Origin of the sequence: Micrococcus sp. TA1 (assembly GCF_014199555.1) — a bacterium.
Classification (GTDB): Bacteria; Actinomycetota; Actinomycetes; order Actinomycetales; family Micrococcaceae; genus Citricoccus.
In genome coordinates, this window is record NZ_JACHNW010000001.1 from 611,165 (window position 1) to 634,470 (window position 23,306).

Consider the following 23,306-nt stretch of genomic DNA (forward strand, 5'->3'; position numbering starts at 1 on the left):
GGAAAGCGTCGGCTCGAAAAGGTATTTCCCGGCTACCGCAGACGGTGTACCCGGGGTCCTCCCCGGGGTGACGGCGCAGACGCCCACGCCTTGCCGCGCCGCGGAAACGGGCGGAGCATGGACGCCATGGACTGGGGGTCGGGCCGCGGCCGGTGGGGGCCGTCGTCTCATCAGGGGTTCTGCCGGACGACGACGGCGCGTGCCGTTCGCCGCGCGGGACACCGCGTCCCGGGAGCGCTCTGATGTCCCGCGTGTTCCTGAGCCACTCGAGCCGCAATTCCGCGGAGGCGGTGGCCCTGAAACGCTGGCTCGTGGAGCAGGACCCCGGGCTCGCCGACGAGATCTTCCTGGACCTCGACCGCGACACGGGCATCGCCCCCGGCGAGCGGTGGAAGCGGGCGCTGCGCCAGGCCAATGAGCGGTGTGAGGTCGTGCTCTGCCTGCTCTCCGCCCACTGGCAGAACTCGAGCGAGAGCCTGGCCGAGTACCGGACGGCCGAGACCCTGGGCAAGCTGATCCTGTGCGCCCGGCTCGAACCCCTGGACACGGCGGGGATCACGGGGGAGTGGCAGCACTGCGACCTGTTCGGCGATGGCCCGGCCACCGAGATCCCCGTGGACGAGGCGGGCCGGTCCGTGTGCTTCCAGACGGACGGGCTCCGGCGGCTCTACCGGGGGTTGCGCCGGGCCGGCATCGGCGCGGACCAGTTCGCCTGGCCCCCGCCGGACGATCCGGAGCGGGCCTGCTACCGGGGGTGGGAGCCGCTGGACGAGTCCGACGCGGCCGTGTTCTTCGGCCGGGACGCACAGATCATCCGGGGCATGGACGCGCTGCGGGGCATGCGGGCCTCCGGGATCGAGTCGCTGTTCGTGGTGCTGGGCCCCTCCGGGGTGGGCAAGTCCTCCTTCCTGCGCGCGGGACTGCTGCCGCGGATCCGGCGCGACGACCGGCACTTCCTGGTGGCCGGCATCGTGCGCCCCGGCCGGGACGCTCTCACCGGGGACCGGGGCCTCGCCCGGTCAATCCATCACCTGCGCATCGGCCTGGGCCTGAACCATCCCGCCCTGGGTGACATCAAGGAGGCCTGTCTGCGCGCGGACGCGGCCTTCCTGACCGGACTGCTCGCGGAGGCCCGGCAGACCGCGGGCCAACGCCTCCTCGACGAGTCGGAGCAGACGCCCCTGCCCACGGTGGTCCTGCCCCTGGACCAGGCGGAGGAACTGTTCAGCGCGGACGCCGGTCCCCAGGCCCCGCGGTTCCTCTCGCTGCTGGCCCAGTTGCTGGGCCCCGGGGACGGGGCCGCACGCGGGATGGTGGCGGCCTGCACGATCCGCACCGACTTCTTCGGGTCGTTGCAGGACGCTCCCCAGCTGTCGGACCTGAAGAGCGTGGTCTTCGATGAGCTGCGGCCCATGCCCCCCGCCCATTTCCGGGAGGTCATCCTGGGGCCGGCGGCGCGCTCCACCGCGGCCGGGCGGGCGTTGGTTGTCCAGGCCGACCTCGTCGAACGGCTGCAGAGCGACAGCTCACACGGTGCGGACAGCCTGCCCCTGCTCTCCCTCACCCTCGCCCGACTGTACGAGGACTACGGGGACACCGGTCAGCTCACCCTGGACGGATACGAGGCGATGGGTGGGATGGGCCGGGTGGTCCAGACCCAGGTCGACGCGGTGCTGGCGCGGGACCCCGTGGTGCGGAAGTCGCAGCTCCATCGACTGCGGTCGGCCTTCATCCCCTGGCTGGCCACCATCAATCCGGACAACGACCAGCCCGTGCGGCGGGTGGCACGGCTCTCCGACCTGCCCGCGGACGCCCGCCCGGAGATCGACGCCCTGGTGGCCACCCGGTTGCTGGTCCAGGACGAACGCGACGGCGAGGTCTTCGTCGAGGTGGCGCTGGAGAGCCTGCTGCGCCAATGGGGGGAGCTGGCCGGATGGCTGGAGGCGGAGCGGGGGGACCTCAAGGAGGCGGACAACCTCGAGCGGGCCGCCGCCGCCTGGGAACAGAACCAGCGCAATCCCTCGTGGCTGCTGGAGGGCGAACGCCTCGAGCGGGCCGAGTCCATGGTGGCGAAACCGGGCTTCCGGGATCGTCTGTCCCACACGATGGACTTCCTGTTCGCGTCCCGGGCCCGGGAGTACCAGCGGATGGCGCAGGAGGAGCGCCACAAGGCCGCCGAGCTCCACGCGGCGCGGGAGAAGCAGGAGGTGGCGGAGGCCCATGCCGCGACCCTGCGTCGCAGGTCGCGCATCCTGAGGGCGGTCCTGGCGGGGACCGCCGTCGTCGCCCTGGCCGCCGTCATCGGTTTCGTGCTGGCCGTCGCCGCGATGCGCGAGGCCTCCGACCGGGCGCGAGAGACCACGGCGCTCATGCTGGCGGCCGAGGGCCAGGCGCGGCTGGCCGGTGCCAGGCCGGGGGGTGAGCTGCTGGGCATGCAGCAGATGCTGGCGTCGCGGGCCCTGATGCCGACCACCGAGGGGGACCGGGCCCTGGCCAGCTCCGTGGTGGTCCAGCACGACGTGTACAAGATGATCCCCGTGGGGTCCCCGGTGCGGGACGTGGCGTACGCCCCGGACGGGCGCCTCGTCGCCTCGGGTGATGACGGCGGAGCCGTGCGGCTGTGGGATGCCGGGACTGGCCAGCCGGCCGGAGAACCACTGCTGGGACACGCGGGAGTTGTCCGGGCGGTGGCCTTCAGTCCAGATGGGCGGCGCCTCGCCTCGGCCGGCGACGACGGCACGGTCCGGTTGTGGGACACCGGGACCGGCCAGCCGGTGGGAGGCCCCCTGACCGGCCATGGCCAGCCCGTGCGGGCGGTCGCGTTCAGCCCGGACGGGCGGCGCCTCGCCTCCGGTGGCGCGGACGGTTCCGTGCGGTTGTGGGACGCGGGCTCCGCGCGACCGCTCGGTGAACCGATGATCGGCCAGGGTCCGGTGAACGCTGTGGCGATCAGCCCGGCGGGCCGGCTGATCGCCACCGGTGGGGACGATGGCGCCGTGCGGTTGTGGAACGCGTCCACCGGCCAGCCGGTCGCCGCCCCGATGACCGGGCACGCCGGGGCCGTGCACGCGGTGGCCTTCGACCCGGCCGGTGAACGGATCGCCTCGGCGGGGCACGACCGGACCGTGCGGTTGTGGGACGCGGATTCCGCCCGGCCGGTGGGAGCACCGCTGACCGGGCACAAGAACTGGGTCTCCGACGTGGCCTTCAGCCCCGACGGCCAGCGACTGGTCTCGGCGAGCGCCGACTACAACCTGCTGCTCTGGGACCCGGCGGCGGGCCAGTCGATCGGTGATCCGCTGACGGGGCACGGACACGAGGTGTTCAGCGCGGCGTTCAGCCCGGACGGTGAGCGGATCGTGTCCGGCATGGGGGACGGGACGGTCCGCGTGTGGGACGCGCGGGCGCCCGTGCCGATGCTGCACGGGTTGTGGGTCCTCGACCTGGACGTCAGTGACGACGGGGCCCTGATCGCCTCCACCGGCGTGGACAAGATCGTCCGGCTCTGGGACACCGGCACTGAACAGCCCGTGGGCGGATCACTGGCCGGACACCAGGACGTCGTGCACGGGGTCGCGTTCTCCCCGGACGGGACCCTGATCGCCACGGCCAGCGCGGACCGGACGGTGCGGTTGTGGGACGTGGCCACCCGCCGCCAGCTGGGCCCCGCGCTGGCGGGGCACGACGGGGCGGTGCTGGACGTGGCGTTCTCCCCGGACGGGACCCTGATCGCCACGGCGGGGGCGGACCAGACGGTGCGGCTCTGGGACGTGGCGGCGCGTCGGCAACGGGGGCCTGCGCTGGCCGGCCACGAGGGCGCGGTGAACGCGGTGGCGTTCTCCCCGGACGGGGCCCTGGCCGCCTCGGCCGGTGCGGACGGGACGGTGCGATTGTGGGAGGTCGAGACGGGACGGGCGGCGGCGGAGCCGTTGTCCGGGCACGGGGAGGCGGTCCTGGACGTGGCGTTCTCCCCGGACGGGGCCCTGATCGCCTCGGGGGGAGAGGACAAGATGGTGCGCCTGTGGGACGCCCGGAGCCGTCGGCAGCAGGGCCCCGGGCTGGCCGGGCACGAGGCCGCCGTGCGGTCCGTGGCCTTCAGCCCGGACAGCCGCCGGGTGGCCTCCGGCGGGGACGACTGGCAGGTGCGGCTGTGGGATGCCGGGACCGGTGCGGCGATCGGCAACCCGCTCATCGGCCACTGGGACGTGGTGGACGGTCTCGCGTTCACCCCGGACAACGCCACGGTGGTCTCGGGGAGCTGGGACCGCACCGTGCGCACCTGGCCCGTGCCGCCGGACGCCCCCGGGGCGCTGTGCTCGAAGCTGACCCAGAACCTGAGCCGGGACCAGTGGCTGGAGTCGGTCTCCCCGGACGTCGACTATGTCGCCACCTGCCCGGACCTGCCCGTGCCGGACCCGGCGGGCGAGGCGTCGGAGGAGGCCGGGGGATGACGGTCCGGGAGCTGAGCCGGGACGACCACTTCCGCAACGACGGCAGGCCGAAGCGCATCCTGACCCTCGACGGCGGTGGGCTGAGGGGCGTGCTGAGCCTGGGGATCCTGGAGCGGATCGAGGACCTGCTCCGGGAACGCCACGGTGCGGGCCCGGAGTTCCGGCTGTGCCACTACTTCGACCTGATGGCCGGGACCTCCACCGGCGCGATCATCGCGGCCGCCCTGGCCCAGGGCTGGAGCGTGGCCCAATTGCGCGAGAGGTACCTGGCCCTGGGCAGACGGCTGTTCAACAGGAGCCTGCTCCGGGAGGGCCTCCTCCGGGCGAGGTATGACAAGCGGATCCTGAACTCCGAGCTCAAGGAGCTGCTGGGCGCGGACACGACGTTGGGCAGCCCGAGGCTGCTGACCGGCCTGCTGGTGGTCACGAAGCGCCTGGACACCGGCAGCGTCTGGCCCCTGGGCAACAACCCCCGGGGCAAGTACTTCAGCACGGAGTCCGAGGGAAGCGCCCGGAACGCCGACTACCTGCTGTGGCAGGTGGTGCGCGCCTCGACGGCCGCCCCGTCCTACTTCGAGCCGGAGACCATCACGATCTCGAGCGCGGCAGGCAGCAGGCCCGTGGTGGGCACCTTCGTCGACGGGGGCGCCAGTCCCTACAACGACCCGTCCCTGCTGGCCTTCGTGTACTGCACCCTGGAGGGATACCGCGTGGGCTGGCCCACGGGCGGCGACAGGCTGCTGCTCGTCTCGGTCGGGACCGGTTCCAGGGATCCCACGAGGAAGAGGTCGAGGCTCGCCGTCAACCATGCGCTCCAGGCGCTGTCCTCCGTCATGCAGGACTGCGCGGCGCAGCAGCGGGCACTGCTCCAGTGGATGTCCGACAGTCCCACCGCGGCAGTGATCGACCAGGAGCTCGGTGACCTGCGCGGCGACACCGTCCCGGGCGGTCCCCTCCTGAGCTACCTGCGCTACGACGTCGACCTGCGCCCGGACGGCGTCCTGGCCCTGGACGACTCGGCGGCCGCGACGGGCAGGATCGAGTCCCTGGGCCGGTTGGACGCGCCCGGGAACATGCCCCTGCTGCACCGGCTCGGCCTGCTGGCCGGGCAGCGCGACGTCGACCCCGGCCATTTCAGGCCGGTCTTCGACCTGGTCCCGGACCCCTGAGCGGGGGCGTGCCATGACCGAGCGCAAGCGGTACCGGCCACGGCCGGAGCGGACCGTCGTCGCCGTCCCCCTGCGCCTGGACATGCCCGGTTTCCGGTACCGCAAGTGGGGGGCCGAGCAGTACTGCAAGGCCGGTGACTGGCTCGTGGACGACGACGGGGACATCCGCACCGTGGACGCGGACGTCTTCGCGGCCACCTACCGCAGGGTCGGTCACGGCCAGTACCGCAAGATCACGCCCGTGTGGGTCGAGCGCGCCGAGGAGGAGGGCAGCGTCGAGACCAAGGAGGGCTGGACGCACTTCGGGCGGGGGGACTATGTGGTGTCCAACAACGCGGACGGCACCGACGCCTACGCGATGAACCCGGAGACGCTCGAGTCCCTCTACGAACCCGACGACGAGGACTAGGGGCCGGCGCACGCGAGAGGCCCTCGTCCCGCACTGCGGGACGAGGGCCTCTCCGGTGAAGCTCCCCCGACTGGACTCGAACCAGTAACCCTTCGATTAACAGTCGAATGCTCTGCCAATTGAGCTACGGGGGACCGTTGGCCTGCGGTCCACCCCGGGGGATGAACAGCCGGACAGCGGGATCCACTGTACCCAAGTTCCGCGCGAGAACGAAATCGGCGTTCCCGGAGGCTGCTCTTCGCTAGAGTCCCCCCGTGAACACCACCCCCTTGTCGCCGCTGCGGCGCTGGCTGCTGCTGGCCACGGTGAGTGCCGGGGTCATGCTGATCACCCTGGACAACACGATCCTCTACACGGCGTTGCCGACGCTGACCGAGGAGCTCGGGGCGAGCGCATCGGAGTCGCTGTGGATCCTCAACGCCTATCCGCTGGTGATGTGCGGGCTGCTGCTGGGCGCCGGCACGCTGGGGGACCGGTACGGCCACCGCAGGCTGTTCCTCCTCGGCCTCGTCGTCTTCGGCGCGGCCTCGGTGGTGGCGGCCTTCGCGCCGGCCGTGGGCGTGCTCATCGCCGCCCGTGCCCTGCTGGCCGTGGGTGCGGCCTGCATGATGCCGGCCACCCTGGCCCTGATCCGCATCGGCTTCGACGACGTCCGCGAACGCAACCTCGCCGTCGCGGTGTGGGGTGCCATCTCCGTCGTCGCCGCGGCGATGGGTCCCATCGTCGGCGGGGTGCTGCTGGAGGCGTTCTGGTGGGGGTCGGTCTTCCTCATCAACGTCCCCGTGGTGCTGGTCGCCCTGGTGCTCACCCCGTGGGTGGCCCCGCGTCCCCGGCCGGACCGCTCCACCCGGTGGGACGCGCCGTCCTCCGTGGACGCGATGCTCACCCTCACCGGCACGGTCTTCGCCATCAAGGAGGCGACCGGCCCGGACCCCTCCTGGCCGCGGTTCGCGGCGGCCGTGGGGGTCGGTCTCGTCGGCGGCTGGCTCTTCGTTAGGCGCCAGCGGCGCCTCGAGCATCCGGTGCTGGACTTCGCGGTGTTCCGTAACCGGGCCTTCAGCGCCGGGGTCATCGCGGCCGCGTGCTCGATGTTCGTCATCGGCGGGGTCCAGCTGGTCACCACCCAGCGCTACCAGCTCGTGGCCGGCTTCACCCCGCTGCAGTCCGGCCTGCTGGTGGCGACGATGGCCCTGGGCTCCCTGCCGGCCTCGCTCGCCGGCGGTGCCACCCTGCACCGCCTCGGCCTGCGGGTCCTCGTCGCGGGCGGTCTGGGGCTGGCCGCGCTCGGCCTGGTGATCGCCCGGCTCGGGGGTGTCGGGCCGCTCGGGCTGTTCGTGGCCGGGCTCGTCGTCACCGGCGTCGGGATGGGGCTGACCATGTCCGTCGCCTCCACCGCCATCATCGGCAACGTCCCCGCCCGGCAGGCCGGGATGGCCTCCTCGGTGGAGGAGGTCTCCTACGAGTTCGGCAACCTGCTCGCCGTCGCCCTGCTCGGCAGCCTCGCCACCGGGCTGTACGCCCGGTTCGTCCGGTTGCCCGACGACGCCCCCGCGGCCGCCGCGGACAGCCTCATCGGCGCGGTGGACGCCGCGCAGGGGGACCCCGGCATCCTCGCGGCCGCCGGGGTCGCCTACGACGCCGCCTTCCTCACCATCCTGGTCGTGGTCGCGGTCATCGTCGCCCTCACGGCCCTGGTCACCGGACGGTTGCTGCGCCACCACGGACCGGGCACGCCGGCCGGGGCCCACGAGTCCAATCACCCGCTGTGAGGACAGGCTTGCCTGCGATGACACGGGCCTGAGGGGGGTCCTACTGTGAGCATATGAAGCTCACCGCAGACCTTGAGAAGAAGTTCAACGAACAGATCACCCTCGAGTTCGAGGCCTCCCTGGTCTACCGCCAGCTGGCCATCGAGGCCGACGAGCAGGACCTGACCGGCATGGCGTCCTGGCTGCGGCACCAGGCCGACGAGGAGATCGTGCACGCCCACAAGTTCATCGACCACGTGGTGGACCGGGGCAACCACGCCTCGATCGGCGCCATCAACGCCCCGGCCGTGAACCCGGGCCTGTCCCCGCTGGAGATGTTCGAGGCCTCCCTGGCCCACGAGCAGCGCGTGTCCAACGCGATCCGGGACCTGTACCGCGAGACGGAGGCCGCCGGGGACCTCGACGCGCGCCCCCTGCTCAACTGGTTCGTCGACGAGCAGATCGAGGAGGAGGCCACGGTCAGCGAGATCATCGGCCGGATCCGGCTGATCGGCGACGACGGCTCCGGGCTGCTCCGGCTGGATGCCGAGCTGGGCTCGCGCTCCGGCGGGGGCGAGCACCACAGCTGAGCCGGCCTGAGACGCCGGCGGGCACGAGAAGGGCCGGCGCCGCCTGAGGGGGATGGGGCGGCGCCGGCTTCGCCCCGAACCTACGCCCTAAGGTTGAAAAGTCAAGTGACTGGCCGTTGACGTGCACGGAACGGTTTTCGCTCCGTGCCGCGGTGGTAGGTTTGACCTGCCCGGGCTGCCCGGGTGTGATGGACTTCAGGATTGCTCGTCAGGCACGGCGGCAGTCTCACCGCAGACCCACCGCAGACCCACCGCAGACCAGAGGGAAGGCACGCTCCAATGGCCCATCAGGCACCGACGCTCCCCAAGGGGTCCCCCCGCGTCTCCGACCAGACCCGTTCCAGCTCGCTGACGGAACTGGTCTCCACCGGCTTCCGCCTGCTGCCCCTGCAGCTGAAGGACGAGCTGGCCATGGTCAAGGGCCAGCTGGGCAAGAAGGGCGTCACGGCCGGGATCGGTGCCGGGCTGGCCGTCGTCGGGCTCGTCTTCCTGTTCATCATGGCCGTTGCCCTGATCGTGGCCATGATCGGCGGCTTCGCCCAGGACCGGCCGATCTGGTTCTCCGCGCTCATGGTCGCCGCCGGCGCCCTGGTCGTCGCGCTGGTCTTCCTCGGGATCGGGGCGCTGCGTATCAAGGCCGCGATGCCCCTGGTCCCCGCCGAGACCATCCAGGGCGTCAAGTACGACCTCGGATACCTCAAGGAGGGCAACGCCTTCGACCCGGCCGAGTTCGACCGGCTCGAGGCGCAGCGGGCCGAGGAGAAGCGGATCGCCCAGGCCCGGGAGGAAGAGCGCCGCAAGGCTGCCGAGGCCGAGGCCAAGGCGGCCCGCAAGCGCGGCGAGGCCCCCAAGGAGGCCACCGCCCAGGACCCGTCCTACGCCGAGCTGCGCCGCCGCACCCAGTTGCGCCGCCAGCACCTGGGGGACATCCGGTCCGGGCTCGAGGAGAAGACCGACGTCAAGGCGCAGTTCTCCAGCTTCACCTCGCAGTTCCGGGGCCGTCCGGCCCCCGCCGGCCCGGACGCCCAGGACCCCACCTCGCCGACCGCACCCCACCACACCGGTGCCCGCGCGGGACAGACCGTCCACGACGCCGGCGAGAACGTGGGCGAGTACGTGCGGGAGAAGTGGCAGCCGCTGGCGCTGCTCGGCGCCGCGTCCACCGCCATCGCCGTCTTCGCCCGCCAGCTCAAGAAGTAACCCGCTCACCACGACCGCACGGGGGTCCACGTTGCGTCTGATCGGTGCGGGGCACCGCGATGACATCGAGTACGAGGTCACCGACCGGATCTGGACCGTCCCCAACGTCATCACCATCCTCCGGTTCTGCCTGGTCCCGGTCTTCGTCTGGCTGGTGGTCTCGGAACAGTACCTGGCCGCATTCATCGTGCTCGCGGTGCTCTCCAGCACGGACTGGGTGGACGGGTACATCGCGCGGCGCTACAACCAGATCTCCACGGTCGGCCAGTGGCTGGACCCGGTGGCCGACCGGCTGTCCCTGGCCGTCGTGGCGGTCACGCTGGTGGCCACCGGCATCGCCCCCTGGTGGCTGGTGGTGTCCCTGGTCCTGCCGGACGTCGTCCTCGGCCTCACGGCGCTGGCCCTGTTCCGGGGCAGCCCCGAACTCGAGGTCACGGTCCTGGGCAAGGTCCGTACCGCGCTGCTGCTCGTGGGCACCCCCCTCCTGCTGCTGGCGCAGGTCCCCGGCCTGGCCGAGGGGCCGCTGACCGTGATCGCCACCGTGGTGCTCGTCCTCGGCTGCGTGGGCCACGTCTGCGCCGCCGTCGACTACATCGGAGGCTGCGTGCGCAAGTTCCGCCGGCTCCGCGCGGCCGGGGTGGACCCCCGCGACCGCACCCGTTGGGCGAGCGCGTGAAGTGGCTGTCCATCGCGGCCGCCCTGGCGGGAGCCTTCTGCCTGGCCCTGGGCAGCGAGCGCCAGGCCGCGGGAGTGCGTAAGCACCAGGCCTACCTGGGACTGCACCCCCGTTCGGGCCTGCTGAGGCTGTTCACCTCCGGCACCTGGCTGGCCGGCGGCGCACTGATGCTGCTGGGCATCGGCCTGAACGTCTATGCCCTGGCCACCGCGCCGCTGACCGTGGTACAGCCGATCGGGGCGATCGCCGTCGTCATCACCACCCTGCTGCATGCCCGCATCCAGCACCTCCGGCTCAACCGGGAGACGATCTGGGGGATCATCGCGTGCGTGACCGGCTCGGCGGCGTTCGTGCTGGTGGCGATCGTCGCCACCGAGGAGAACCCGGCCCCCACCGTCGACCAGGAGCGGATCGCCGCCGTGGTGGCCATCACGGCCACCGTGCTGTGCGCGGTCGCCGCCCTGGTGATGCTGCGCCGTCCCAGTGCCTTCGGCTACATCATCGGCGCCGGCGTGCTGTTCGGCTTCGTGGCGGTGTTCGTCCGGCTCGGCTCCATCCACTTCCTGCGCGGCGACGCCGGTGGGCTGCTGGGCATCCCGTGGTTCCACCTCGGGGTCATCGCCGCGGCCGGAGGGATCGGCGTCTACTTCGTGCAGAGCGCCTACCAGCACGGACCCCCGGACCTGGTGGTGGCCGGGCTGACCGTCATCGACCCCATGGTCGGCGTGCTGACCGGCATCATCGTGCTGGGCGAGCTGCAACCCGGTCTTCCCTGGTGGGTGGGTTGGTGCATGGCCGCCGCCGGTGCCATTGCTACGCTCGGAGTCGTTGTCCTCGCCCGGCACCATCCGGACGTGATCCAGCGACGCGAGCAGACAGGAGCCCCATCCACGTGACGGCATCATCGGAGCGCCCGCTCAAGGTCCTCATCGCAGCGGACACCTATCCGCCGGACGTGAACGGAGCCTCCGTGTTCTGCTTCCGCCTGGCCAGGGCCCTGCACGCCCGTGGCCACGAGGTGCACGTGATGGCGGCCCGCAACGACGCCGGACCGGACACCGTCCAGGTCAACGACGAGGCGACCGTGCACCGCCTGCAGTCCGTCAAGGCCCCCACGCACGAGTACTACCGCCTGGTCTTCCCGTGGCACGCCCGGAGGTCCATCGGGGCACTGCTGGATGAGATCCGTCCGGATGTGGTGCACGTGCAGTGCCACTACATGATCGGCGAGGCCGCCATCAACGAGGCCGAGAAGCGGCGGATCCGCACCATCTCGACCAACCACTTCATGCCGGAGAACCTGGAGCCCTTCCTGCCGTTCCCGCAGTGGTTCCGGGACATCGTCTCGAAGAACTCCTGGCGGGACATGGGCCGGCTGATGCGCAAGACGGCCGCCGTCACCACGCCCACCGGGCTGGCCGCCAGGACCATGTCCGAGCATGCCGGCCTGGACCACGTCCTGCCGATCTCCAACGGCATCGACTCCGCCGCCTATGAGCGCGCCCCGGGGGAGACCGTGGAGCGTCCCGGCCACCCGGTGGTGCTGTTCGTGGGCAGGCTGGCCGTGGAGAAGAACGTGGACGTGCTGATCCGCGCCATCGGCCTGCTGGACCCGCAGCTCGACGCCCACCTCGAGGTGGTCGGCGACGGCGAGCAGCGCGGCCCGCTGCGGGCCCTGGTGGAGGAGCTGGGGCTGGGGGAGCGGGTGCACTTCCTCGGCCACGTCTCCGACGCCGAGCTGCACACCGCCTACCTGCGCGCCGACGTCTTCTGCCAGCCGGGGACCGCGGAACTGCAGTCGCTGGTCTCCCTCGAGGCCATGAGCGCCTCCAAGCCGGTGGTGCTGGCGGACGCCCTGGCGCTGCCCCACCTGGTCACCGACGGGGACAACGGATACCTCTTCGCCCCCGGCGACCCCCAGGACCTGGCCGAGAAGCTGACGGCCGTGCTGACCGCCTGTGACGACGAGCTGGCCCGGATGGGGCGGGCCTCCCACGACCGTGCGGTGCGGCACTCGCAGGACAAGACCATCGACCTGTTCGAGATGCTCTACCGGGGGGCCACCCCCGAAGAGGTCCGCGCCCTGCTCTGACGGCCGGCCCGGACGCAGGGGCGCTCACCAGCAGGTGCCGGCAGCCGCCGCCGGAGCCTAGGATCACACCGTGGAGTGGTGGCTCGCGACCGACTCGGAATGGGCCCGCCAGATCGTCCAGCGCGGGGTGGCGGTCCTGTACCTCATCGCGTTCTGGTCCACCCTCAACCAGTTCCGGGCCCTGCTGGGCGAGCACGGCCTGCTGCCCGCCACGGCGGTCCTGGCCGCCGGCCGGCAGCGTGGCCCCACGGTCTTCCGCCGCTGGGGCTACACGGACCGCCGCCTGGTGGGGGTCGCCGTGGTGGGCATGGTGCTGGCCGCCGGGCTCGTGGCCGGGATCCCGCAGTCCGGACCGCCCTGGGTGCCGCTGGCAGGGTTCCTCGTGCTGTACGGGCTGTACATGTCGATCGTGAACATCGGGCAGGTGTTCTACGGCTTCGGCTGGGAGATGCTCCTGCTCGAGGCCGGGGTGATGGCCGGGTTGCTCGGCTCCGACCGGACGGCTCCGCTGCTGCCGGTGATCCTGCTGGTCGCCTGGCTGGTGTTCCGGCTGGAATTCGGTGCCGGGATGATCAAGCTGCGCGGCGGGGCCGAGTGGCGGGACCTCACCGCGATGGACTACCACCACCAGACCCAGCCGATGCCCAACCCGCTCAGCCGCCAGGCCCACCTGAAGCCACGCTGGTGGCACCGCTGCGAGGTCATCGGCAACCACGGGACCCAGCTGGCGATGCCGTTCCTGATGTTCCTGCCGCAACCGGTCGCCTCCATCGGCGCCGCCGTGATCGTCTTCACCCAGTTGTGGCTCGTGGCCACGGGGAACTATGCGTGGCTGAACTGGGCGACGATCATCCTGGCCTGCGGTGCCCTGGGTGACCGGGCGATCCATGCCGTGATCCCCGCGCTGCCGGAGGACCTGGGCACGGTGGCGGACCCGCCGCCGTACTGGACCGTGATCGTGCTGGCAGCGTGTGTGGGGATCGCCGTGGCCTCCGTCCCGGCGCTGCGGAACCTGTTCTCGTCCCGGCAGCTAATGAACGCGTCCTTCAACCGCTGGCAGATCGGCAATGCCTACGGGGCGTTCGGCACGGTGACGAGGACCAGGGTCGAGGTGGTCATCGAGGGAACGGAGGAGGGCACCGAGGACGCACCGCCCCCCGAGGACCGTTGGCTGGCCTACGAGTTCAAGGGCAAGCCCGGGGACCTGAGGCGCCGTCCGCGGCAGTTCGCCCCGTACCACCTGCGCCTGGACTGGATGATGTGGTTCCTGCCGCTGTCCGGGATCCACCAGCGCTGGTTCCTCACCCTGCTGGCGCGGCTGCTGGCCGCCGACGCCGCCACGCTGCGGCTGCTGCGGCACGACCCCTTCGCCGGCCGCCGGCCCTCCCTCATCCGCGTGCGGACGTTCCGGTATCGCTTCGCCACGCGCGCCGAACGCCGCGCAGACGGCTCCTACTGGGTGCGCGAGGGGGGCCGGACCGTGATCGGGCCCGTCGCCGCCCGTGGGTGAGCAGTGACCGGTGAGCCGGAGCGCCCCGGGGCCGGAGCGCCGCTAGGATGGGTCCCTGTGCGACCGGCATCCCCGGTCCGCGGGGCGTTAGCTCAGTTGGTCAGAGCAGGGGACTCATAATCCCTGGGTCGCGGGTTCAAGTCCCGCACGCCCTACCTCAGTCGAAGCGGCCGGCCTGCGGGAGCATGTTGGCCGGGCTGTAGTCCAGGTCCGTGAGCGTCACGCCCGAGGTGGGGTTGCGGGCGTGGGCGATCTTGCCGCCCTCCACGACGATCGCCACGTGGTAGACGCCGGAACTCGAGCCGTTGTTGGACCAGTACACGAGGTCTCCGGGCTTGGCGCGGGAGAGCGGGACCTTCGAGTCCGCGGCGGTGTACTGCGACTTCGAGCTCCGTGGCAGGGACGCCCCCCCGGCCGAGAAGGCACCGGTGGTGAACCCGGAGCAGTCGAACGCGTACGGCCCGTTGCCGCCGTACTGGTAGTAGGTCTTGGTGCTCTTCGCCTTGGTCGTGGCCCAGTTCACGGCCTTGGCCTTCCAGGTCGCCACCGTGGACGAGGCCCGGGTCTCGTCCAGGGGCCGCAGGGCGGGCGTCACCACGTTGCCGCGGCCCTTGAGGGCGCCGGCTGCCTCGTACAGGAACGACGCGGTCTCGGCGCGGGTGATGTCATTGCCGGGCCGGAAGGTGCCGTCGCCGTAGCCCGAGGTGATGCCCCGCGTCCGGAGCCAGGCAGAGGCGACGGAGAACGCCGCGCCCGGGCGCATGTCACGGAACGATGCCCCGCCGGCGGCCGGCTCGTCGGCCAGCCGGTGCAGGAAGGCGGCCAGTTCACCGCGCGTCACCGGCTGGTTCGGCCGGAAGGTACGGTCCTGGTAGCCGACGGAGATCCCATCCTGGGCGAACCAGGTGATGGCCTGGTAGTTGGCCCCGCCGGGGTTCACGTCGGTGAAGTAGCGCGCGGTGGACTTGGGGTGCGACGGCGTGACCTGTCGGTACAGGAAGGCCGCGACCTCCCCGCGGGTGACGGCCTTGTTCTTGCGGAAGGTGTTGTCCGCGTAGCCCACCGAGATCTTCTCGCAGGCCATCCACGAGATGGCCTGGTAGAACCCGGACCCGCGCGGGGCGTCCGCGAAGTCGGCGCGCCCGCAGGACTGGCCGGCCGAGGCCGGGTCGGCCGTGGCCACGGATCCGGCCAGGGACGCGGTGGCGACGACGGCCGCGGTCGCCACGGCGGCGACGGCCGCGGTCAGGCGGGTGCGTGCGGACCGGTGCTGACCGGACCGGCTGTGGGATGTAGGCACAGGTGTCCCCTAGCTGGATGCGAGCGATGTTTTCTTGTCCACCGCGAGGACGATGAGTCCAGGGAAGCGCGCGTGGTGCCCGGTGCGGGGCGATGGATAACTCCAAGTGATCCGGCGAATGTCTGCCTGACCGTGACCTACTGTAACTGAGTGTTATCTGTTCGTCACCTGCGAGTTATGGGACCGTGATGAGGCGCCGGGCATCCTTTCTGGCGGTAGCGTGGAGCCCGTGCCAGACCCCGCGACCGCCGATGTTCCCGATCCCGTGGACGTGCCCTCGGGTGTTCCGGCGGACGAGGCCGGCCGGAACCGTCCGCTGCGCCTGTTCATGGACGCGCGGTACACCCGCACCGACTTCCATGACGGCATCTCCCGCTACGGCGCGAGCCTGATCGAGGCCTGCGCCCCGCTCGCCGAGGTCACCATGGTCATCTCGGACGAGGCCCAGCTCGCCCTGCTCCCCGGGGGCGTCCCCTGGGTGCGGGCCGCGGACCCGACGTCCCCGGCCGAGCCGTTCATCGCGCGTCAGCTGAACCGGCACCGGCCCGACGTGGTGTTCTCCCCGATGCAGACGATGGGCTCGGCCGGCCGGGAGTACGGGCTGATCCTCACCCTGCACGACCTCATCTACTACCGGCACCGCACTCCGCCGGCCGACCTGCCGGCCCCGGTCCGATTGCTGTGGCGCGCCTTCCACCTGGCGTACTGGCCCCAGCGGCTGGTGCTCGACCGGGCCGATGCCGTCGCCACGGTCTCCCACACGAGCCGCCGGCTGATGCGGCGGCACCGGCTCACCAGCCGTGAGATCCGGATCATCGGCAACGCCCCGCAGGCCGTGCCCGCCCCCCGCGATCCGGAGGCGAGGCCCGAGCGGTCCCTGGTCTACATGGGCTCGTTCATGGACTACAAGAACGTCGAGACGCTCATCCGCGGCCTCGCCGGCCTGCCCGGGTACCGTCTGCACCTGCTGTCCAGGATCTCGGCGGCCCGAGAGGCGGAACTGCGCCAGGTCGCGGCGGATGCGCGGGTACCCGCCGAGGCCCTGGTCTTCCACCGGGGGACCACGGACGAGGAGTACGTGCGCCTGCTGCGCTCGGCCACGGCCCTGGTCACCCTGTCCCGCTCCGAGGGCTACGGTCTCCCCGTGGCCGAGGCGATGGCCCAGGGCACTCCCGTGGTGGTCTCCGACCTCGAGATCTTCCGGGAGATCGGCGGGCCCGACGGCGGCGCCGCGCGGTTCGTGCCCCTCGGGCCCGCCGGGGAGGCGGCGGGCTCGGGCGCCGATGACTCCCCGTCCCTCCTGGCGGGCCGGATCAGGGAACTCGAGGACCCGGCGGTGTTCGCGGCGGCCTCCCGCGCGGCGGTCGACCAGGCCGGCACGTTCTCCTGGGAGACCTCCGCCCGTGCGCTGGTGGACCTGGCCACGGCGATCGCCCGCCGCCGCTCCCGAGGGACCTAGGACACCGGTGGTCCGCCCGTGACCGGCCACAGCACGGAGGGGCCGGACAGGCCCAGCAGGACCAGCGGGTCCACGTAGCGGTCCCACGTGGCGCCCTGCACGGTCCAGCCGTCGGGAATACGGACGCCCCAGTGCACGCACTCGACCGGGCAATGTCCCACGCCACCCTGGACGGAGCCCACCGGCTCGCCGGCGCCGATGCGATCGCCGACCGCCAGCCCCGGCGCCAGGTCGACCGGTTCGAGGCTGGAGAGCATCCCGTCCGGATGGGCCACGGTGACCACGGAGCGGCCGGCTACCGGTCCCGCGAACCGGATGGTGCCCGCACCCGGGGCCAGGACGCCGCCGTCCGGACTCGCCCAGTCCACGCCGCGGTGCCCCGACGACCACGGGGCCGCGGGCGGATCGAAGGGGCGGAGCACCGCCGAGGCCCCCCTGGCGGGGGAGGGCGCCGACCAGTCGCCGGGGCCACCGGGACCGGCCTCCGCCGCGGACGGGGCGAGCAGCGCCAGGGCCGCCACCGCGGCGGCGGGCACCGCCATCGGGCAGGGGGTGATGCTGCGGACGGCGCGTCTGGGGCGGGGCAGGTGCGGTGACATGGCCACCACGCTCCCGCGCCGCCGTCGGGTCCGCCACCGGCCGGTGGCGCGGGTGGGGAGGGCATCGCCCCGCCGGTGTGCTGTGGAGTCCCGGTTCGGACCACGGAACGGGCTGGGGTAAGATTGACCCAGCAGTTGTGTGCCTGCCCGGGAGGGATCCCGATCAGGACCCGCGACTGACTACGCGCATGACTGATGCCGGCCACGCGGAGTCCGCTCCGCCCATGGCACGGCAGGTCCCCACCATCGGTCCCGGCGAGCACGTGCGTGCGCTGCCGGGTCAGCGTCGGGGGCGCCGGGTTCGCCCGCAGCCCATGCCAGGGACCGGACCACCACGGCCGGTCGACAACCGACAACCCCTCTAAGGAGCGACATGCCTGTCGTGACCATGCGCCAGCTGCTCGATTCCGGTGTCCACTTCGGACACCAGACCCGCCGCTGGAACCCCAAGATGAAGCGCTTCATCTTCACCGAGCGCAACGGCATCTACATCATCGACCTGCAGCAGTCCCTGTCCTACATCGACCGGGCCTTCGAGTTCGTCAAGGAGACGGTGGCCCACGGTGGCTCCATCCTCTTCGTCGGCACCAAGAAGCAGGGCCAGGAGGCCATCGCCGAGCAGGCCACCCGCGTGGGCATGCCCTACGTGAACCACCGCTGGCTCGGCGGCATGCTGACCAACTTCTCCACGGTCTCCAAGCGCGTGCAGCGCATGAAGGAGCTCGAGGAGATCGACTTCGAGGACGTCGCCGGTTCGGGCCACACCAAGAAGGAACTGCTCCTGCTGCAGCGCGAGCTGACCAAGCTCGAGTCCAACCTGGGCGGTATCCGCAACATGACCCGGACCCCGTCCGCCGTCTGGATCGTGGACACCAAGAAGGAGCACCTGGCCGTGGACGAGGCCCAGAAGCTGGGCATCCCGGTCGTGGCCATCCTGGACACCAACTGCGACCCGGACGAGGTCACCTACCCGATCCCGGGCAACGACGACGCCATCCGCTCCGTCAACCTGCTGACCCGCGTGATCGCCGACGCCGTGGCCGAGGGCCTCATCGCCCGCAACCAGGGCAAGTCCGGCTCCCAGGGCGCCGAGGAGCCCATGGCCGAGTGGGAGCGCGAACTGCTCGAGCAGCACAACGCCCAGCAGGCCGAGGCCGCCGACCAGTCCGCGCCGGCCACCGACCAGTCCGCGCCGGCCACCGAGCAGGCCGCGGAGCAGGACGTCGAGACCGCGGAGGCACCTGCTGCCGAGGCCGCAGAGGCACCCGAGGCCACCGAGGCGCCCGCCGCCGAGGCACCCGAGGCCACCGAGGCCAACTGATCCACCACCGGCCGGTCCCGTACGGGGCCGGCCGGTGTCTGCCCGGGCCCCCCGGGCAGACACCGACAGACCACCACAACACCACTCGGGATAACCCCGCAACAGGTAAGGATGGGTACCGCATGGCGAACTACACCGCAGCTGACATCAAGGCCCTGCGCGAGCGCACCGGCGCCGGGATGATGGACGTCAAGAAGGCACTGGACGAGGCCAACGGCGACGCCGACAAGGCCATGGAGATCATCCGCGTGAAGGGCCTCAAGGGGGCCACCAAGCGCGAGGGCCGCGCGACCGCCGAGGGCCTGGTCGCCGCGACCGTCACCGCCGGCGCCGGCGTCATGATCGAGATCAACTGCGAGACCGACTTCGTGGCCAAGAACGAGAAGTTCATCGAGCTGGGCAACGTCGTCCTCGAGGCCGCCGTCTCCTCCGGCGCGACCGACCTGGACGCCCTGCTGGCCGCTCCGTACAACGGCCGGACCGTGGGGGACCACGTCACCGACGAGGGTGCCATCCTCGGCGAGAAGGTCGTCGTGCGCCGCATCGCCCGCGTGGAGGGCGCCTTCGTGGACGCCTACCTGCACAAGACGTCCAAGGACCTCCCCGCCCAGGTGGGCGTCCTGATGGCCGTCGACTCCGACTCGGACGCGGCCAAGACCGCCGCCCACGACGTCGCCGTGCACACCGCCGCCTACGCCCCGACCTACCTGTCCCGCGAGGACGTGCCGGCCGAGACCGTCGAGAACGAGCGTCGCATCGCCGATGAGACCGCCCGCGCCGAGGGCAAGCCGGAGCAGGCCCTGACCAAGATCGTCGAGGGCCGCCTGACCGGTTTCTTCAAGGAGATCGTGCTGGTGGACCAGCCGTTCGCCAAGGACCCGAAGCAGACCGTCGGCAAGGTCCTCTCCGAGGCCGGCACCGCCGTCACCGGTTTCGCCCGGTTCCGCGTCGGCAACTGACCGACCGGCACACGGCCACGGACCGCGCGCGGTAGGATCGGACCGACCGCGTCGCGGAACGACCTGGAAGGGGGTGGTCACCAGTCACTGGTGGCCACCCCCTTTGTCCTGCCCTATCCGGCACCATTCCGTCGGCGCAAGCCGCCAGCCCCGATGAGCCCAGGAGGCCCGCACATGCAGAGCACCGACCAGCGCACCACCCCGGACATCCGTGACGCGACGTCGTTCAACGAGTCCCGGGACCTGCAGCAGGCCCAGGCCGGCGACACCCACGGGGACCCGGGCCGGACCGGCAAGCGCCGCGTCCTGCTCAAGCTCTCCGGCGAGGTCTTCGGCGGCGGCAAGGTCGGCGTCGACCCGGACACCGTGCGCGGCATCGCCGACCAGATCGCCGGCGCACGCGGCCAGGTCGAGGTCGCCATCGTCGTCGGGGGAGGGAACTTCTTCCGCGGGGCCGAGCTCTCGGAGAACGGCATGGACCGGCGCCGCGCGGACTACATGGGCATGCTGGGCACCGTGATGAACTGCCTGGCCCTCCAGGACTTCCTCGAGCAGGCCGGCGTGGATACCCGCGTCCAGTCCGCCATCCACATGGAGCAGGTCGCCGAACCCTACATCCCGCTGCGGGCCATCCGGCACATGCAGAAGGGCCGCGTGGTGATCTTCGGCGCCGGCACCGGCCTGCCCTACTTCTCCACCGACACCGTCGCCGCCCAGCGGGCCCTGGAGGTCGGCGCGGACGAGGTGCTGATGGCCAAGTCCGGCGTGGACGGCGTCTACACGGCCGACCCCAAGAAGGACCCGGGGGCGCAGAAGTACGAGCACCTGACCTACGACGAGGCGCTGCTGAACGACATCCGCGTGATGGACCAGACCGCCATGACCATGTGCAAGGACAACAAGCTGTCCATGATGGTGTTCGGCATGGAGGGGGACGGCAACGTCACCCGCGCCCTGCTGGGCGAGCGGATCGGCACCACCGTCACCGTCTGAGGCCACCGGCCCCGTCCATCCCCACCGTCCCCCCCCCCCCCCCCCTCGTCCGGGCCATCCGGTGCCACCGGTGTCCTAGGATTGAGGCCACACCATCCGAACCGAGGAGACAACGTGACGCAGGAAACCCTTCAGGCCGCCGAGGAGCAGATGGAGAAGACCATCGAGGCCACGGGCGAGGACTTCGCCTCGGTCCGCACCGGACGGGCCAACCCCGGCCTGTACTCCAAGGTGATGGTCGAGTACTACGGCTCCTTCACGCCGCTGCAGCAGCTGGCCTCGTTCACCACCACCGACGCCCGGACCCTGCTGATCTCCCCCTTCGACGTCAGCGCCCTGCGGAACATCGAGAAGGCCCTGTCCGACTCGGAGATCGGCGCCAACCCGTCCAACGACGGCAAGGTCATCCGGGTCGTCATGCCGGAACTGACCGAGGAGCGCCGCAAGGAGTACGTCAAGCTGGTCAAGTCCAAGGCGGAAGAGCACAAGGTCTCGCTGCGCAACTCCCGCCGCAAGGCCAAGGAGGCCCTCGACCGGATGGTCAAGGACGGCGAGATCGGTGAGGACGAGGGGAGCCGCGCGGAGAAGGAGCTCGACGCCCTGACCCGCAAGTACACCGAGACCATCGAGGACATGGCCAAGCGCAAGGAAGCCGAGCTCCTCGAGGTCTGAGCGGCACCGCACCCGATGACGTCCGAACCCTCCGCTCCCGCCGGGCCGCGGCCGGTCCCGGACCCGGGACCACCGCAGACCCGGCGGCAGCGGCGGGAACTGGAGGCGGCCCGGGCCCGGAAGGCCAAGGCCGGCCGCAACCTCCCCGCTGCCATCACCGTCGGTGCGCTCCTGCTGGGTGGCGCTCTCGTCGGCCTGATCTGGCTGCCGGTCGTGCTGGCGATCCTCGTGGTCGCCCTGCTGCTGCTGGGCGTCACCGAGACCGCCAGTGCGATCTCCCGGCGCGGCCTGGACGTGCCCCGGATCCCGCTGTGGACCGGTGCCGTGGCGATGCCCCTGGGGGCCTTCGCCGGAGGCGCCGAGGCGCTCGTGCTGGCCCTGCTCGGCACGGTCCTGCTCATCCTGGTCTGGGCCGTCGCGGAGGACCTGCCGGCACGCGGTGAGAGCGTCCTGGTGTCCGTGTTCATCGTGATGTGGGTGCCGTTCCTGCTCTCCTTCGCCGTCGCCCTGCTGCGCCAGGAGCAGGGGAACCTCATGGTGGCCTGCATGCTGCTCATGGTGGTGGCCAATGACACGTTCGGGTACATCGTGGGGGCCTCGTTCGGCCGGCACCCGATGGCCCCGAAGGTCAGCCCCAAGAAGTCCTGGGAGGGCTTCGCCGGTTCGGTGGGCGGGTCCGTGGTGGTCGGGACCCTCGCGGTCCACTTCCTGCTGGACCACCCCTGGTGGATCGGCAGTCTGCTGGGCCTGCTGACGGTCGCCTCCGCCACCGCGGGGGACTTCGCCGAGTCCATGGTCAAGCGCGAGCTGAACATCAAGGACATGGGCTCGATGCTGCCCGGGCACGGCGGGGCCATGGACCGGCTGGACTCCCTCGTGTTCTCCGCCCCGGTCGCCTACATGGTCTTCGCGCTGCCCTTCGTCTGACCCCGGCCGTCCCGCCCTGCCCGGTCTCACCCCCTCCCGTCCCCGCTGGCTACGATGGTCTCGGCACCACGACTTTTCCGGCAGAAGGAGCGCCTCCCCGATGGACCACGGCACGCGGCAGGACACGCAGGGGCTCGCGAGGCGGGTGATGGCCTCGGCCGACCGGCAGCCCTTCGACGTCGTCCCGCCGGACACGTTCGGCTACCACCGGCGCCAGGTCGACCGGTTCATGGCCCGGGCGCGCGTGGCCTATGAGGGCGCCGGGGGCCTGCGGTCCGCGGACATCCGCCGGATCGCCTTCGACGCCGTCAAGGGTGGCTACGCCGCCGACCAGGTCGACGACGTGCTGGACCGCCTCGAGGACGCACTGGCCCAGGCCGAGCGTCAGGAGCGGATCCGCTCCGAGGGCGAGGACGCCTGGTCCGCACGGGTGCAGGGGTCGGTGGAGATCCTCCGCGGACGGTTGCAGCGACCGGACGGGGAACGCTTCCGGCGTGCGTCCCGCGCGGACGCCGCCAGCTACGACGTCGGTGGCGTCGATGCGCTGTGCCGTCGCCTGCTCGCGCGGTTCGAGGGTCAGGATCCCCTGGACGCGAACGAGGTGCGCCGGGCCGTCTTCGCCGCCGCCACGGGTGCCGAGGGATACGACGAGGCCCAGGTCGACGCCTTCCTGGACGCCTCGATCGACGTCCTGACCGTGCTGGACTAGTGCGGGGCTAACCGTCCCCCGCGCCGCCGTCGAGCAGGGACTCGACCAGCGGCACGGTCCGCCACGGGACCAGCTCGGCCATCGCCAGGGAGGTGTCCGCACGCTCCACGCCCTCGATGGCGAGGATGCGGGTGTGGATCCGGAACAGGTCCTCCGCGTTGCGCGCGGCCACCCGGGCCAGGACGTCCGCGGACCCGGTCAGGCCGTGCGCCTGGACGATCTCCGGGATCCGGGTCAGCGCCGCCGTGATCTCCGCCAGTTGCTGCTGGTGCACGTGGACCTGCACGAACGCGGTCAGCGGGTGCCCCAGGGCCGTCAGGCTGATCCGCCGTTCGAACGGGAGGAACACGTCCTCGGCGGTGAGTCGGGCCAGCCGCGCCTGCACCGTGTTGCGGGACAGCCCCAGGTACTGGGCCAGGGCCACGGTGGTGGCGTCCGGCATGTCGGACAGTGCGGCCAGGATCCGCAGGTCGGTGGTGTCCAGAGTGCGCATCATGCTCACGTTCTCACGGGTGTCGGGGG

The 23,306-nt window shown here is 71.6% G+C and carries 20 protein-coding genes and 2 tRNA genes; 18 read left to right on the forward strand and 4 right to left on the reverse strand.

Translation table 11 applies throughout. The annotated features are described in order from the left end of the window. Positions 1 to 242 precede the first annotated feature (242 nt). The 3 genes from GGQ69_RS02505 to GGQ69_RS02515 are packed head-to-tail and all read left to right on the forward strand — an operon-like array spanning position 243 to position 6,029. Positions 243 to 4,451, forward strand: coding sequence for a TIR domain-containing protein (locus GGQ69_RS02505; RefSeq protein WP_183524186.1), 4,209 nt, complete (start codon positions 243 to 245; stop codon positions 4,449 to 4,451). Continuing rightward, positions 4,448 to 5,620, forward strand: a complete 1,173-nt coding sequence (locus GGQ69_RS02510) for a patatin-like phospholipase family protein (protein ID WP_183524189.1) — start codon at positions 4,448 to 4,450, stop codon at positions 5,618 to 5,620. The genes GGQ69_RS02505 and GGQ69_RS02510 overlap by 4 nt, the downstream gene beginning before the upstream one ends. 13 nt (positions 5,621 to 5,633) lie before the next feature. Next, positions 5,634 to 6,029 carry a hypothetical protein gene (locus GGQ69_RS02515; RefSeq protein WP_183524192.1) on the forward strand — a complete coding sequence of 132 codons (396 nt, stop codon included), beginning with the start codon at positions 5,634 to 5,636 and terminating at the stop codon, positions 6,027 to 6,029. 61 nt (positions 6,030 to 6,090) lie between these two features. Here the strand turns inward: GGQ69_RS02515 and GGQ69_RS02520 are convergent. Continuing rightward, positions 6,091 to 6,163: transfer RNA gene (locus tag GGQ69_RS02520), tRNA-Asn, on the reverse strand. 186 nt (positions 6,164 to 6,349) lie between these two features. Here GGQ69_RS02520 and GGQ69_RS02525 point away from each other — a divergent pair. The 8 genes from GGQ69_RS02525 to GGQ69_RS02560 all read left to right on the forward strand — a co-directional run bounded on the left by GGQ69_RS02525 (position 6,350) and on the right by GGQ69_RS02560 (position 14,000). Continuing rightward, the gene (locus tag GGQ69_RS02525) at positions 6,350 to 7,798 is read left to right on the forward strand and encodes an MFS transporter (protein ID WP_183528214.1); all 1,449 of its coding nucleotides are present in this window, start codon (positions 6,350 to 6,352) and stop codon (positions 7,796 to 7,798) included. Positions 7,799 to 7,851: 53 nt separating this feature from the next. Further along, positions 7,852 to 8,367, forward strand: coding sequence for a ferritin (locus GGQ69_RS02530; protein ID WP_183524195.1), 516 nt, complete (start codon positions 7,852 to 7,854; stop codon positions 8,365 to 8,367). A 279-nt stretch (positions 8,368 to 8,646) separates the two neighbouring features. Continuing rightward, positions 8,647 to 9,567: a phage holin family protein gene (locus tag GGQ69_RS02535; RefSeq protein ID WP_183524198.1), complete on the forward strand. Its 921-nt coding sequence runs from the start codon at positions 8,647 to 8,649 to the stop codon at positions 9,565 to 9,567. A gap of 31 nt (positions 9,568 to 9,598) precedes the next feature. Further along, positions 9,599 to 10,243 (forward strand): CDP-alcohol phosphatidyltransferase family protein, encoded by a 645-nt coding sequence (locus GGQ69_RS02540; protein ID WP_183524201.1) that lies wholly within the window; start codon positions 9,599 to 9,601, stop codon positions 10,241 to 10,243. Next, entirely contained in the window at positions 10,240 to 11,139 is a 900-nt protein-coding gene (locus GGQ69_RS02545; RefSeq protein ID WP_183524205.1) for a DMT family transporter, read from the forward strand. The genes GGQ69_RS02540 and GGQ69_RS02545 overlap by 4 nt, the downstream gene beginning before the upstream one ends. After that, positions 11,136 to 12,335, forward strand: coding sequence for a glycosyltransferase (locus GGQ69_RS02550; RefSeq protein WP_183524208.1), 1,200 nt, complete (start codon positions 11,136 to 11,138; stop codon positions 12,333 to 12,335). Before GGQ69_RS02545 ends, GGQ69_RS02550 begins: the two co-directional genes overlap by 4 nt. Positions 12,336 to 12,405: 70 nt before the next feature. Next, positions 12,406 to 13,845 (forward strand): lipase maturation factor family protein, encoded by a 1,440-nt coding sequence (locus GGQ69_RS02555; protein ID WP_183524211.1) that lies wholly within the window; start codon positions 12,406 to 12,408, stop codon positions 13,843 to 13,845. 81 nt (positions 13,846 to 13,926) lie between these two features. Beyond that, positions 13,927 to 14,000 (forward strand) — tRNA-Ile (locus GGQ69_RS02560). Between the two features lie 2 nt (positions 14,001 to 14,002). On the opposite strand, the gene GGQ69_RS02565 is transcribed toward GGQ69_RS02560, so the two are convergent. Beyond that, entirely contained in the window at positions 14,003 to 15,145 is a 1,143-nt protein-coding gene (locus tag GGQ69_RS02565; protein ID WP_183524214.1) for an S-layer homology domain-containing protein, read from the reverse strand. Between the two features lie 328 nt (positions 15,146 to 15,473). Here GGQ69_RS02565 and GGQ69_RS02570 point away from each other — a divergent pair, with 328 nt between their 5' ends. After that, entirely contained in the window at positions 15,474 to 16,604 is a 1,131-nt protein-coding gene (locus GGQ69_RS02570) for a glycosyltransferase (protein ID WP_183528216.1), read from the forward strand. Here GGQ69_RS02570 and GGQ69_RS02575 read toward each other — a convergent pair. Next, on the reverse strand, positions 16,601 to 17,146 hold the full coding sequence (locus tag GGQ69_RS02575) for a M23 family metallopeptidase (protein WP_183524217.1): 546 nt from the start codon (positions 17,144 to 17,146) through the stop codon (positions 16,601 to 16,603). The genes GGQ69_RS02570 and GGQ69_RS02575 overlap by 4 nt on opposite strands. Positions 17,147 to 17,576: 430 nt before the next feature. Between GGQ69_RS02575 and rpsB the strand changes: the two genes are divergently transcribed. The 6 genes from rpsB (at position 17,577) to GGQ69_RS02605 (ending at position 22,784) form a co-directional block, all read left to right on the forward strand. Beyond that, the gene (gene rpsB / locus GGQ69_RS02580) at positions 17,577 to 18,524 is read left to right on the forward strand and encodes a 30S ribosomal protein S2 (RefSeq protein WP_183524220.1); all 948 of its coding nucleotides are present in this window, start codon (positions 17,577 to 17,579) and stop codon (positions 18,522 to 18,524) included. A gap of 122 nt (positions 18,525 to 18,646) precedes the next feature. Then, complete coding sequence (gene tsf, locus GGQ69_RS02585; protein ID WP_183524222.1) at positions 18,647 to 19,483, forward strand: translation elongation factor Ts; 837 nt, start codon at positions 18,647 to 18,649, stop codon at positions 19,481 to 19,483. 174 nt (positions 19,484 to 19,657) lie between these two features. Further along, on the forward strand, positions 19,658 to 20,476 hold the full coding sequence (gene pyrH / locus GGQ69_RS02590) for a UMP kinase (protein WP_010142775.1): 819 nt from the start codon (positions 19,658 to 19,660) through the stop codon (positions 20,474 to 20,476). A gap of 114 nt (positions 20,477 to 20,590) precedes the next feature. Then, a complete protein-coding gene (gene frr / locus GGQ69_RS02595; protein WP_010142774.1) occupies positions 20,591 to 21,148 on the forward strand; it encodes a ribosome recycling factor in 558 nt (185 codons plus the stop codon). A gap of 15 nt (positions 21,149 to 21,163) precedes the next feature. After that, entirely contained in the window at positions 21,164 to 22,075 is a 912-nt protein-coding gene (locus GGQ69_RS02600) for a phosphatidate cytidylyltransferase (RefSeq protein WP_183524225.1), read from the forward strand. 100 nt (positions 22,076 to 22,175) lie between these two features. Next, a complete protein-coding gene (locus GGQ69_RS02605) occupies positions 22,176 to 22,784 on the forward strand; it encodes a DivIVA domain-containing protein (protein ID WP_010142772.1) in 609 nt (202 codons plus the stop codon). A gap of 7 nt (positions 22,785 to 22,791) precedes the next feature. Here GGQ69_RS02605 and GGQ69_RS02610 read toward each other — a convergent pair whose 3' ends face one another. After that, positions 22,792 to 23,277, reverse strand: a complete 486-nt coding sequence (locus GGQ69_RS02610) for an Lrp/AsnC family transcriptional regulator (RefSeq protein WP_255459535.1) — start codon at positions 23,275 to 23,277, stop codon at positions 22,792 to 22,794. Positions 23,278 to 23,306 lie beyond the last annotated feature (29 nt).